The following is a 12,394-nucleotide window of genomic DNA, read 5'->3' on the forward strand; positions in this document are numbered from 1 at the left end:
AGGGACTCTCAGATGCTATCAAATCCTGTAAGTGTTTGTTGTTTGTGATGACTGAAGATAGTGTGACACCTAATTCAGTTTGTAAACAAGAATGGACTTATGCCCTACGATATAAAAAACCAGTTGTACCTATTAGACTTGATTTGAATATCGAAGTTCCATTTTCACTTGGTAGCCGCCAATGGATAGATTTTAGTTCTAATTTCGATTCAGGAGTTGCAAAACTTCGTCAATATCTTGGCCGATTGGATTCACCAGAAGGTATCAGGCTTGAACTTAAGAGTAGATTGAGTGATGCCCAACGTGATCTCAAACGTGCGAAAAACAAAGAAGAAGAGCTTAGGATTCAAGCTGAAATTGATGCCCTAAATGCCAACTTGCGTCAACAAGAATTGATTGTCAAGAATCCCCAAAAAGCCGAAAGACAAACCAGAAGAAACATTGATGACGGGATTCAACTTGAACGCCAATCAAAGCAACCTATACCAATAGAATCGAAAGTTAAATTCATTAATCCTCTTCCCTTTAATCCTCCCGATTATTTTCAGGGGCGAGAATTTGAAATTCAACAACTTGCAGATTTTATTAAGAATGGCCATCAACGTATATTGACCATTGTTGGGAGAGCAGGAGGCGGAAAGACTGCTCTTGCGTGTTATTTTTTGAAAGCTTTGGAAAAGGGGAATTTCCCAAATGATCTTGGTGAAGCAAAAGCGGATGGAATTATTTATCTAAGTGAAATTGGCAGCCACAAGGTTAATGTTCCAAATATTTATGCTGATTTACTTCAATTGCTGCCATCAGAAATAGCAAGTAGATTGGAGTCATTGTATCGTCAGCCTAAAGTTTCAATTGGAGATAAAGTACGCTTGCTTCTTGATGAATTCCAAAAAGATCCTGTAGTTCTTTTACTGGATAATTTCGAGCTGTTCGTCGATACTGAAACAGGAAATCTTGTTGATTCGGAATTGAAAGAATTGCTTGAAAATATTCTTCTTGCATCCCAACATTCCATCAAGATAATTATTACTACGCGAGTTCCTGCTCGAGATTTATCACTTATAGAACCAAGTCGTAATATCCCCTTGCATTTAGATGAAGGGCTAAAGTCCCCATACGCTGAAAATATTTTACGCGCGATGGACAGCGATGGACGAGCAGGATTTAGAGATGCAAACGATGAACAACTTGATCGTGCCAGAATGCTAACGTTGGGTTACCCACGTGCTTTAGAGGCGCTCTTTGCTATTATTTCAGTTGATCGTTACACAAGTATTGAAGAGCTTCTTGCTGTTGAACTGCCTGATACAGTGGTTGAAAGCTTGGTAGGCGAGGCGTTTAGTCGCCTTGACCTAAACAGCCAAAAGGTGATGCAAGCATTGTCAATATACAATCGCCCTGTACCGCCAGCCGCAGTAGATTTTTTGTTGCAGTTTCATATTCCAGGTATAAATAGTTCTCCAATTCTAAATCGTTTAGTTGGCATGCATTTTGCTCGACGGGAGGCTGGTCGATTCTATCTACATCCAACAGATAGAGAATATGCCTTTAATCGTATTCCTGCTGAAAAAAGTTCCGATCATATAGGCAAAGGTGCAAGAAGTCGAATTTGGAATCAGGATGCAATGTTGTTAAGAGCCGCAGATTATTATGCAGAGGCGCGAAAACCGAAACAGGAATGGAAAAAAATAGATGATTTGAATTCGCAATTAGCAGAATTTGATTTACTATGTATGGCTGAAGATTACGATACTGCTGCAGTTCTTCTAAAAGAACTGTACTTTGATTATTTATTTGTATGGGGACATTCATACTTAATAATTGATCTTTGCGTGCGAGTGAAGGATAAAATAAAAGATGCTGTTCTTCGCTTAAGCATTCTAAATGCATTGGGCATAGCTTATCCCGAAATCGGGAATATTGAAGAAGGCATCAAGTATTATCAAGAAGGATTAAGTATTAGTCGTATATTGAAAAACCGTAACTGGGAAAGCGCCTTCTTGGGGAATTTAGGCAGCTCATATATAGAGCTTGGCGAAATAAAAGAAGCTATTATGGTTTATAACGAAGCGCTATTTATAGATCAGGAAGATAAGGATCTAAGGGGCGAATCGGCAACTTTTTCTGGTCTGGGAAGCGCCTATAGCGATCTTGGACAATTTAGTAAAGCTCTTGAATGTTACGAACAGGCTTGGACTATTACAAAGAAAATTGGTAACGAGAAGCTTCGAGAAGGAGATGATTTAGGTAACTTAGGAGTTGTGCATAGAGATCTTGGTGATGCGCAAAAAGCATTGGAATATCATAGACAAGAATTGGTGATTCAAAAAGAATATAAATATAGGAAAGGGATATCCATTAGCCTTGAAAATATTGGAGATACACTCCTTGATTTAGGCAATATTCCGGATGCTATCGTCTCTTACTTACAGGCAATTGAAATAAGTGATGAAATTAATTTCCCTCAAACTTCAAATTATGCACGGTGGGGATTAACACAAGCTTATCTTTTACAAGATAATTTAGAGAAGGCACTTGATACTGTCAAAGCAGCACAGATGTTTAATGTAATAATAAATAACCACAATATTTCTACATTGCAGGGTATCATTACTTTACGACTTGGTGATACAACATCTTCTGGACCGTCCTTCAGAAAGGCTATTGCACAAGCCGATGTAATTCTTTCAAAAACTCCAGAATATTATGATGCAATTGATGCTAAAGCCTTGGCACTATGCGGGTTGGGATTGATTGAGGATAAAAATAATTTTTTTGTCGCTAAAGATGCATTTCGTAGAGCGCGAGATATCACAGGTAATGCTGTAGGAATAACAAAACGCACCTTGAGAATATTCAATGAACTTGCCAAGATCGATATAGATGGTGTTTTGGTTGAGCTCCGACCTGTAATTGAAGGCAGGAATTAAACTCACCCACGCATCCTCTCTCGTTCGCTTTAAACGATTGACTATGGACAACAGACCATCGTCAATCGTCTATCATCCATGGTCATGCCTGAAGTTTTTCCCATTCTGCGAGTCGGCCATCCATTTCTTTTTGCACACGTTCGTACTCGATGCCCAACTTCCCAGCTTCTTCTGGCTTCACAAACGGACTCTCCAACTGCGTGGAAAGATTCGCCAGCGTCGCTTCGAGTTCGGCAATGGTGTTCTCCAACTTTTGCAGATCGGCGATCTTTCTTCTTTCCTCTTTCGTTGTGGCGTTCTTCCCCTTTCGCGCACTGGCAACCGGAGACTGGGCGACTGGAGACTGCTCAGCCGCCAACCGCTCCGCTTCCTTCTCTCTTTCCTCTTTCATCTGTGAATATGTGCCGTTGAACGCGACCATTTGCGATTCATCGGGGTTGATCTCCCAAATTTGAGTCGCGAGTGCATCCACGAGATAGCGGTCGTGAGAGACAAGCAATATCGTACCTTGATAGTTATCCAATACGGCTTGCAGGACTTCCTGCGAAGTAATGTCGAGATGGTTGGTAGGTTCGTCGAGCAGGAGCAGGTTTGTATCTTGCAATGCGAGTTTGGCGAGGGCAAGACGTCCGCGTTCGCCGCCGGAAAGCATGGACACAAGTTTGAAAGCGTCGTCACCGGAGAAGAGATATTTGCCGAGATAATCGCGCGCCTGATACGGCAACATGCCAGAGGCCGCTGAGATCTCTTCGAGAATTGTCTTCTCGGGGTCAAGTCCCTCGTGGGCTTGGGCGAAATAGCCAACGTGTAGACTCGCTCCCAGAATCGCTTCACCAGCCAACGGGGAGAGAGAGCCGAGGATCGTCTTGAGGAACGTCGATTTGCCCGCGCCGTTCGGCCCGATCAATGCCGCGCAGTCCTGTCGTCTTAGTTCAATGTCAGGACAGGAGAATAAAAATTTTTCAGGGATCCCATTTTCAGCGGGGTAGCCCACTTTCAGTTCCTTCGTGCGGATCACGAGATCGCCAGAACGACTCGTCGAACGCAGATGCAGGTGTAGGTCGGGCGTGACGCGTTGCGGAGGTCGAAGTCCACGCACACGACGCTCGGCTTCTTCCACGCTGAATGGCGATTGTGTTGTTTCAATATCCAACTGCGACCAATTCGCATTGACCGCGTCCATGCCCACTTGCTCAATCGCCTGCACAACGCGCGTGAGCCGTTTGAGTTTGCCCTTGGCTTGCAACGTGTTCTGCCCAGAAATGTTGCGCTTGATGTACTCAACTTCTTTGAGAAGTTTTTCTTTTTCACTTTCAAAAATTTCAAAGCGATGCGCCCAACGGATCTCGCGCTCGTTCAAATAGGTTGTGTAATTGCCGCGATAATATTCCGAGCCGTTGATCGCCATCTCGAGCAATGCATTACAGGCATGATCAAGAAAATAACGGTCGTGCGAAACAATGATCGCCGCGCCTTCCCATTGCGTCAGATAACTTTCAAGCCATTCGACCGCTTTGATATCGAGATGATTGGTCGGCTCATCGAGCAACAACAGATCAGGGTTCGACAACAACAGACGTGCCAGATGCGCGCGCGTGCGTTGTCCGCCCGAGAGATGATCGAGCGACATGTGATATTCTGATTCGCCAAATCCCAAGCCTGTGAGCACTTGCTTGATCTTGATGGGATACATGTACCCGCCGCGTCGTTCGAACTCATGTTGCACGCTTCCATATTTGACCAAGGCCTGGTCGCGGGTTAATGGGTCTGACATTTCAGCTTCGAGCTTTTCCAACTCTCCTTGCATGCGGATGAGGTCCGCGAATGGCTCGAGACATACATCCCACAGCACGCCCTCGAGAGCGAAGTCCGCTTCTTGAGAGAGATACCCAACACGAAGACTCTTCGCGCGCGTGATCGTCCCGCCTGAAGGTTCTTCCTGTCCGATGATGATGCGTAACAGAGTCGTCTTGCCGATGCCGTTGGGGCCAACGATGGCAAGACGTGCACCTTTGGCAACGGTAAACGTAACGCCCGCGAACAGATCGTCCGCGCCGAAGGATTTGGAGAGGGAGGAAACAGTGATGAGTGACATTATGCTTAATCTGGATGCAATATATTGCGCCCTTACATTTTCAATGGATTTTCTTCATCCTCCGCCCACATGGACGGATTGGATTTGATGTATTGATGGATTCTATCCCAATCTTCGTGATTGCGAATGATGTGCTCGTAATAATTCTTTTGCCAGATACCCGTGGCATTGTGTTCACGTCCGATAAGACGTGTAACAGCGGATTTGAAAGTTCGGATTATTGTTGGAATTGAACCTTTCACAGGTTTTTGGAATTGTTCCTGCGTAGGGGCACGATATATCGTGCCCCTACCATCGTTGTTGATGACGACAATCCCATGCACATGTTTTGGCATGATCACAAATGCACCTAATTCCACATTTGGAAAATGCTCAGGAATGGCACGCCAACATTCGTCTGCGATCTTTCCAAATTCATTCAATCGCATTTCTTTATTTACGACTTCCCCAAATAACAAGTCGCGATGATACGTAACTATTGTGATGAAATATCCGCCAGACTGAGCATAATCAAATCCCTTTAATCGGATTGATCGACGATGATGTTTATTGGGATCGAATTTCATTCCATTTCATCAATATGTCCATCCGGGATATGGCCGGGTTTCTCTTTGCCCAATTCCAGTGAGCGCTGATACGCCGCCCAGACGGCACGTGAGATGGCCGTGCGGAAGCCTGCCTTTTCGAGATAATACAACGCCTCGGCAGATGTCCCGCCGGGGGAGGTGACTTGATTTCGCAAGGTGGCGGGATGTCGAGCTGCTTGTTCGTAATAAGATGCGGATCCTTTGATCGTTTGCAAAACAAGTTGTTCCGCGATGCGGCGGGGAAATCCCATATGAACACCGGCGTCAATTAAGGCTTCGGTAAATAGAAACACGTATGCAGGCCCGGATCCAGAAAGAGCCGTTGCCATGTCGAGGTAGCTTTCATCTTCCACGAAGACTTCATCACCCAAAGCGCCAAGGATTCCCCGCGTCATCTCTTGTTGTTCTTCAGTCACTTCTTTGGATGAAGTCCAGACCGTGATACCTTCGCCAATTTGGCCGGGCGTATTGGGCATGGACCGTACGATGGCTTTATGTTTCAAGCCTGTGCCGATCTTTTTCATGTTCGCGCCCGCAATAATGGAGATCACCAGCGCATCGGGACGAATGCCTTTCAATCCCTTCATCACTTCGGTGAGACGTTGTGGTTTGACGGCCAGCACAACCACATCTGCATGCGAAACAGCAGACGAGTTATCGGTTGTTGTTTTGATCCCATATTTCTTGTGTAGCTCTGTGCCACGTTCTTCGCGCGGGCCAGATGCTGTGATGTTCTCAGGCTTCGATAATTTTTTTCGTAATAACCCTGCGATCATGGCTTCTGCCATAACGCCGGGGCCGATGACTGCGATCTTTTTGTTAAGCATAAAGTCCTCCAATGAAATTGGGCGATAGTCGCTTTCTAACGAGTTTCATCGCCTATTATAAACAAATGAGCGGACATTTCGTCCGCTCATTCAAACTGTTTACTGATAACTAGCTATTGCGCTATGCGTAAACCATCTGCTCGGCGCTTTGCTTCTTGACCTGTCGCTTCTTCATTCTTGCGGCAAGTATTCGTTCCTGTCTCTTCTTGGCGGAGTGGATGATCAGATTCAGGAATTTGTGGTGGTTATAGATCGGATCTTTGATCAATGAGAAATCTGCGGAACCGGGTTCATGCGGTGCGTAGAAGATACCGCAGTTCGGGTTGATCTCAAGCATGTGGATCGTGCCATCGGCATCCATGCGGTAATCACAGCGGGCGTAGCCGTTGCCGTTCATGGCTTTGAACATGCGGGCGGTCTGCTCGCGCAATGTCTTTTCGATCTTTGCATCATCCACCGGCGCAACAGACATCCTCTCGTAATCAACCCACTTCATGTCATAGTGTTTGAAGGTTTCGCCTTCAGGGAAGATGAATTCCACGGGCTTGAAGGTGATGGGATTCTTTGCGTCTTCGGGATTTTCCGCGATCAAACAGGTGAACTCACGGCCTTCAATGAATTCTTCGAGAAGAGCGCGTCCGAACTGTTCGATCTCGATCGCGACTTGTTCCTTGAGTTGTTCAACGTTCTCACAGCGTGATTTGCGTGTGATGCCAACGCTGGCATATCCATGCGGCGGCTTGACGAGAACGGGGTAGCGCAATTTCTTCGCAACACGTTCCACTTCTTCCACACGGTCCACCATGGCCCAATTCGGTGCAGGGACATTGGCTTTCTTTGCGTAGACTTTCATTTCCTGTCGGGATGGATCGAAGAATTTCGAATCAGCACCGGTAAATGCAAGTCCCATTTTCTCCATGAGTTGTACGAGCCCAACTCCTGAAAGAGCATCGTCTGGTGTGCCGTCGCATAAATTGACGAACACATCGACTCCTTCATTCACGAGATCGCGCATCTGCTTTTCCACATTAACTGGATGCACGCGATGATGTTTCCATTTGAATCCATTCATGTGTGGCGACGGATCGTATGGGCTATCGTTTGGATCGTCTGGAACACTTGATAAAACACAGATATACATGTCGAGTCCTTTTCATTGCTTCGATCGATCAGAATGATTTGTCAACTGGCATTGCGTGTTACTGATCGAGTTGTATGTATTGAAAAAATTATTTTATATTGATTCAAAAATATTTTTAAATCATGTATCAATATCATACAACTATATAGATTGTATCTATTTATTTGTTTATGTAAAGGGTTTTACAGTGTTGTGTAACTTTAAAATTTGCAAATAAATTATTCAACGAATCATTGATGAATGATATGTTGTGATGTATGTGTACATAAGAATCGCGATATAGTGTTTTGATGATGTGTGTACATGTTGTTGATCGTCATAAATAATCATCTTAGCGAATATCATGAGACGAAGTAAAATCAATGAAGAGGAAACTATGACACTTCATTCAGAAATATTCGAACAGCCTGAAAGACTCGCTTCATTGTTGGATAAACAAAAACAAACTGTGATCGAAATCGCGAAAGCCATTCAATCACGTAATGTGCAATATGCGTTTCTTGCCGCACGTGGCACATCTGATAACGCCGGGCGTTATGCCAATTATCTGTGGGGCGCACATAATGGACTTCCGCTTGCGTTGGCGACGCCCTCATTGTTTACGTATTATCAAAAACCACCAAAACTTCAGAATGCATTGGTCATTGGTGTGTCGCAATCGGGACAATCACCGGATATCGTCAGCGTGTTGGAAGAAGGACGTAAACAAAATTGTCTTACGATCGCCATCACCAACATCCCTGATTCGCCGCTTGCTAAAGCCGCAGACTTTGTCCTTGATATTCAAGCGGGCGCAGAGAAGGCCGTTGCCGCGACCAAAACATACACGACCGAACTCATGGCCATTGCCATGCTTTCTGTTGCACTCGAAAATTCAAACGAACGTTGGAACGAACTTGCGTCTGTTCCCCAATTGGCGCAACAGGCGCTTGCCCTCGATGAACAGATCGCGCAGATGACTCAACGCTACCGTTACATGAGTCAGTGTGTGGTGCTGGGGCGTGGCTTCAACTACGCCACCGCCTTCGAATGGGCGCTCAAGCTCAAGGAACTTACGTACGTTATTGCCGAGCCGTATTCTTCCGCCGATTTTCAACATGGTCCTATTGCGATGGTGGAAGGTGGATTCCCCGTCCTTGCGATTGCGCCCAAAGGCAAAGTACACAACTCAATGGTCGAGATGTTGACGCGTTTACGTCGGGACAAAAATGCCGAACTCGTGATTCTCTCTGATGATGCGGATACGCTCACGTTGGCCCAATCCCCGATCCAACTCCCGCTTCAGACGCCCGAATGGCTGACCCCGCTTGTGAGCATTCTCCCCGCTCAATTGTTTGCCTGCCACCTCACGCAAGTGAAAGGCTATAGCACGGAAGCGCCGCGCAACATCACCAAGGTGACAGAGACGCACTAAGCTTTGGAATCGACAGCCTATAACGGTTCTTTCGAGCAGACTTCCGCTCCAAAACCTGACTCCACGCCCAACCGCGTGGAGTTTTTATAAGTTTTGATTGACGTGCTGATTATCTTCGCAATTTAAAATTTTCTATTAATTCGACATTGGGTTTAAAGTACAGGTTCAGGTTCTTTCGATTAGTATTCCACGTTATAAACAAATACGGTATGAGCCCCACAAGAGCAAAAACTATCGTTTCATTTATCATTTCAGGTTCTTCGATGAGAATTTGGGCCAACTTGATGAGTTCATTAATTGTGGGTTCAAGCGTACCATCCCTCAACAAATACCCTGCTATACCCAAATATGTGCCTACAATGGAACCAAGAAGCGATAATAAACTGGCAACAAGGAGACTCTTGAAAGTTCGTTTTGTCCCTGCATAATCCATTGCTTTGACGATGAAAAAGAAAATCAAAATGGCAAAGGCCGCACCTATACGATCAAGGAAAATGAGAACCAATGCCCAGACGATTGTTTTTATCACCATCGCGACTAGGCCATACAAGACACCTTTTTGAAGGTTGTCAGGTTGTTTTTTGTATTCTTCTTCAGCCTTCTTTGCAATATCGTCAATGCGATCAATACACTCACGGCACATTGCAAAAGGCGTCCCATTAATCAAAGTCAGTATCAAATCCTTGTAATAAGGAGATGCACATTTAGTGCCTTCACACTTGTCCGCTATAGATGGGCGCACTTTTTTTGAAAGGATATGGAAAAATGATAAAAGTTTTTCGATGGCTAAGAATTCACCAGACTTCTTAATCCCCAAACTGACAAAGAGACTGGAGAACTCTGAGGTTATTTCAAGCCATTCCACAGGGATTTTCATTTCCTTTAGAGTTTTCTTGACTTCTTCATTGTTCTTTATCTCTTTTGCTGTTTCAAAGTCAATGGGAGCATGGCGAATAAGAATATAAAAACCAGGAATTGAATTGCCCGCAGATTCTCGATGCCCAAAGGCAATGACAGTCAGAAAGTTATTGATATAACCAATGAAACGATGTTGAAAAGCAAACGGTTGTTTTGGTGTTGGAAGGTATTGCAATCCATATTTATTTCCAAAAGTTATCCATTTTTGAAGTTCCGTAAACCTTTTGGCCGTATGTTCGCCAGCTTTTTTATGTTCATTCCCCCTTGATGACACAAATTCGCCATCGATGCGAAGATAAAATCTGTAACCAGTCATTGTCGATATAATTCCAATTTCAGCTGCATGGCCATCAACGGGAAAATAATACTCTGAGCCAGATTCAAAAAAATTACGCCCCTTTTCTATCAAGACACCGTCCAGCCAAATTTGGCGCCCTGAAAACAGACCAAACTTCAGTTGAACTTCATGTATATTGCCATCAAGATTAAAATCCCATATGCGTTTTGTCATGTGATTTTTAATTTCCCTTTGCCTCTGTGTGATTTTAAATTCTATTCTACGATAAACAGATGAACCTCATGTCCCGTCAACACAAAGAATCGTTCCAACTCTAGTTTCGATAGAACCAACGTGGCGGTATTCACAAGCGGATGGCTCTGAAAATATTCGTTGTTCCAGATCTCTGCATCGATCCATAACTCGACAACGTGTTCTGTATCATTCGCCAACCCCATCATCGTCACTGAACCGCGTGTGACTCCCAATAAGCGCATCAAGTTTTCTTCTGAACCAAATTTCAAATGGGGGACGCCCAACTGCGAAGCCAGTGCATCCAGTTTTACGGTCTTCTCGCAAGCAGTCACGGCCAAAAAGAATCGCCGCGCTTTCTTGTCACACAAAAAAAGATTCTTCGTGCTCACGGCAGGGACATCTGGACGATGCAACTCCGCTTCAGCGCATGTGAATACCGCAGGATGCTCTGTGCGAAGATATTGAAAATGATTGGCATCGAGGAATGCCAGAAATTCCTGTTCGGTCATGATTTCACTTTCTTTGACATGATGATATCGGGTTTGCCTTTTCCGTTTGCATCGATCACCACGCCAGTAATGATGTATCCCATCTTTTGATAGAACTCAAAGGGATGCCCCTTCCAGTTACGGATGTTCTTTACCTTGTCCCAAAGATTTTCATATAGATCAACATTCGATAACGATGTCATGCCATCTTCGTCGTCTGAGCCAAGAGTGATCGTGAGGCCGCCTTTTGCTCGGACTTGTTCTTCGAAGTCTTCGATCAAAGCTTTACCGATTCCCTGCTTTTGCAGATCAGGTTGCACGGCCAGCGGATGTAATTCCCATACGTGGCCATCGTATTCTGGGATACCGCCGATGATACCAAGTAGATTCCCGTTTTCATCCACTGCGATACGGCAGATGCGTTCCTCATCGAGCATTTCATGAATTTCTTTCAATGCATCTTCCAGTGTGGGCCATGCGTCAGGCCAATGCTCACAGAAGGCATTCACAAGAAGTTGTGCGGCTTGGTGAATGATGTTTTCGTTGTCAGATGGAAAAGAAATGATATTCATAGCTTATAAATAAAAACAGGGACGTGGCGATTATATTCCACGTCCCTGTTGGTTGAACAATGTTTCAGATTATTCTCCGATCCTCACTTCTGCGGTCATTCCCCAGAGCAGGCCCTTCGGCTGTTCATCCAGCGCGATGGTCACTTTGAAGATGATGTCTCCACCGCGATCCTCGGCACGCGGCGTGATGCGAATGACCCTTCCGTTGATCGTTTCGTTCAAAGAATCCACGAACACAGATGCAGGGTCGCCAACTTTGACCTTTAGAATGTCGCGTTCGCTCAGATCGGTGGTTTCAATGAGCATGTTATCCAATGTGGCAAGTGTGATGACCGCCTGTCCCTGCCCCACGAATTCGCCGGGCATGACTTCGATAGATGTGACCGTTCCATCGAAGGGCGCGGTTAATCCATTTTGTTCAAGAGTGGCTTTCGCGATCTCCCATGCGATCTGGGCTTGCAACGCCTGAGTATCGGCGAGTTGCCGCACTTCCGGATGCACAACTTCCCATTTTTCTTTTCCTTTCTCGACCACCTTTACTCGTTTGTATCTTTGAATTTCCGCATTCCCTGCCGCCGATTTGTATGCGGCTTCCGCGGCGATCACGGCGTATTCAAGGTCTGGTGTATTCAACACGATCAAGGATTGGCCCGTGTCCACCGCTTCGCCTTCGCTGACAAGCACTTCCTTCACAGAACCTGAAATGAGGAAACCCATCTGTGTGATCTGCGCAGGGACCGCGATGGCAGATGCGGTTACAACTCCATTTTGTGCGTCATCCGATGCCCGTGCCGGCGATGTGGGGCCGACGACCGTAAATGTCAAAACAAGCAGTAGCAATATCCACGTGATGTCACGTTGAAAACGTGACGTGCGATTTCTTTTCATTG

General features: G+C 45.3%; 10 protein-coding genes. 2 read left to right on the plus strand and 8 right to left on the minus strand.

The window, feature by feature from the left end; genetic code table 11:
- The first annotated feature begins 47 nt into the window (after positions 1 to 47).
- The gene (locus IPP66_06765; protein ID MBK9924980.1) at positions 48 to 2,930 is read left to right on the plus strand and encodes a tetratricopeptide repeat protein; all 2,883 of its coding nucleotides are present in this window, start codon (positions 48 to 50) and stop codon (positions 2,928 to 2,930) included.
- Positions 2,931 to 3,012: 82 nt separating this feature from the next.
- On the opposite strand, the gene IPP66_06770 is transcribed toward IPP66_06765, so the two are convergent.
- The 4 genes from IPP66_06770 to IPP66_06785 all read right to left on the minus strand — a co-directional run bounded on the left by IPP66_06770 (position 3,013) and on the right by IPP66_06785 (position 7,580).
- Positions 3,013 to 5,025 carry an ABC-F family ATP-binding cassette domain-containing protein gene (locus IPP66_06770; GenBank protein ID MBK9924981.1) on the minus strand — a complete coding sequence of 671 codons (2,013 nt, stop codon included), beginning with the start codon at positions 5,023 to 5,025 and terminating at the stop codon, positions 3,013 to 3,015.
- Between the two features lie 32 nt (positions 5,026 to 5,057).
- Entirely contained in the window at positions 5,058 to 5,591 is a 534-nt protein-coding gene (locus tag IPP66_06775; protein MBK9924982.1) for a transposase, read from the minus strand.
- Entirely contained in the window at positions 5,588 to 6,439 is an 852-nt protein-coding gene (locus tag IPP66_06780; protein MBK9924983.1) for a pyrroline-5-carboxylate reductase, read from the minus strand. Before IPP66_06780 ends, IPP66_06775 begins: the two co-directional genes overlap by 4 nt.
- 121 nt (positions 6,440 to 6,560) lie before the next feature.
- The gene (locus tag IPP66_06785; protein MBK9924984.1) at positions 6,561 to 7,580 is read right to left on the minus strand and encodes an ATP-grasp domain-containing protein; all 1,020 of its coding nucleotides are present in this window, start codon (positions 7,578 to 7,580) and stop codon (positions 6,561 to 6,563) included.
- Between the two features lie 376 nt (positions 7,581 to 7,956).
- Here IPP66_06785 and IPP66_06790 point away from each other — a divergent pair, with 376 nt between their 5' ends.
- Positions 7,957 to 8,994 carry an SIS domain-containing protein gene (locus IPP66_06790; protein ID MBK9924985.1) on the plus strand — a complete coding sequence of 346 codons (1,038 nt, stop codon included), beginning with the start codon at positions 7,957 to 7,959 and terminating at the stop codon, positions 8,992 to 8,994.
- A 109-nt stretch (positions 8,995 to 9,103) separates the two neighbouring features.
- Here IPP66_06790 and IPP66_06795 read toward each other — a convergent pair whose 3' ends face one another.
- From IPP66_06795 to IPP66_06810, 4 genes are all read right to left on the minus strand, one after another.
- The gene (locus tag IPP66_06795; protein ID MBK9924986.1) at positions 9,104 to 10,423 is read right to left on the minus strand and encodes a hypothetical protein; all 1,320 of its coding nucleotides are present in this window, start codon (positions 10,421 to 10,423) and stop codon (positions 9,104 to 9,106) included.
- A 41-nt stretch (positions 10,424 to 10,464) separates the two neighbouring features.
- Complete coding sequence (locus tag IPP66_06800; protein MBK9924987.1) at positions 10,465 to 10,953, minus strand: prolyl-tRNA synthetase associated domain-containing protein; 489 nt, start codon at positions 10,951 to 10,953, stop codon at positions 10,465 to 10,467.
- Positions 10,950 to 11,504 carry a GNAT family N-acetyltransferase gene (locus IPP66_06805; GenBank protein MBK9924988.1) on the minus strand — a complete coding sequence of 185 codons (555 nt, stop codon included), beginning with the start codon at positions 11,502 to 11,504 and terminating at the stop codon, positions 10,950 to 10,952. The genes IPP66_06800 and IPP66_06805 overlap by 4 nt, the downstream gene beginning before the upstream one ends.
- 69 nt (positions 11,505 to 11,573) lie before the next feature.
- A complete protein-coding gene (locus tag IPP66_06810; GenBank protein MBK9924989.1) occupies positions 11,574 to 12,392 on the minus strand; it encodes an efflux RND transporter periplasmic adaptor subunit in 819 nt (272 codons plus the stop codon).
- Between the last annotated feature and the right edge of the window lie 2 nt (positions 12,393 to 12,394).

This window comes from Candidatus Defluviilinea proxima, assembly GCA_016721115.1.
GTDB classification, from domain to species: domain Bacteria; phylum Chloroflexota; class Anaerolineae; order Anaerolineales; family Villigracilaceae; genus Defluviilinea; species Defluviilinea proxima.

What these genes read in the sequence shown, in the direction of transcription:
- IPP66_06765 (MBK9924980.1), top strand. Translation starts at nt 48, where the DNA reads ATGACTGAAGATAGTGTGACACCTAATTCAGTTTGTAAACAAGAATGG.
- IPP66_06770 (MBK9924981.1), bottom strand. Translation starts at nt 5,025, where the DNA reads ATGTCACTCATCACTGTTTCCTCCCTCTCCAAATCCTTCGGCGCGGAC.
- IPP66_06775 (MBK9924982.1), bottom strand. Translation starts at nt 5,591, where the DNA reads ATGAAATTCGATCCCAATAAACATCATCGTCGATCAATCCGATTAAAG.
- IPP66_06780 (MBK9924983.1), bottom strand. Translation starts at nt 6,439, where the DNA reads ATGCTTAACAAAAAGATCGCAGTCATCGGCCCCGGCGTTATGGCAGAA.
- IPP66_06785 (MBK9924984.1), bottom strand. Translation starts at nt 7,580, where the DNA reads ATGTATATCTGTGTTTTATCAAGTGTTCCAGACGATCCAAACGATAGC.
- IPP66_06790 (MBK9924985.1), top strand. Translation starts at nt 7,957, where the DNA reads ATGACACTTCATTCAGAAATATTCGAACAGCCTGAAAGACTCGCTTCA.
- IPP66_06795 (MBK9924986.1), bottom strand. Translation starts at nt 10,423, where the DNA reads ATGACAAAACGCATATGGGATTTTAATCTTGATGGCAATATACATGAA.
- IPP66_06800 (MBK9924987.1), bottom strand. Translation starts at nt 10,953, where the DNA reads ATGACCGAACAGGAATTTCTGGCATTCCTCGATGCCAATCATTTTCAA.
- IPP66_06805 (MBK9924988.1), bottom strand. Translation starts at nt 11,504, where the DNA reads ATGAATATCATTTCTTTTCCATCTGACAACGAAAACATCATTCACCAA.
- IPP66_06810 (MBK9924989.1), bottom strand. Translation starts at nt 12,392, where the DNA reads ATGAAAAGAAATCGCACGTCACGTTTTCAACGTGACATCACGTGGATA.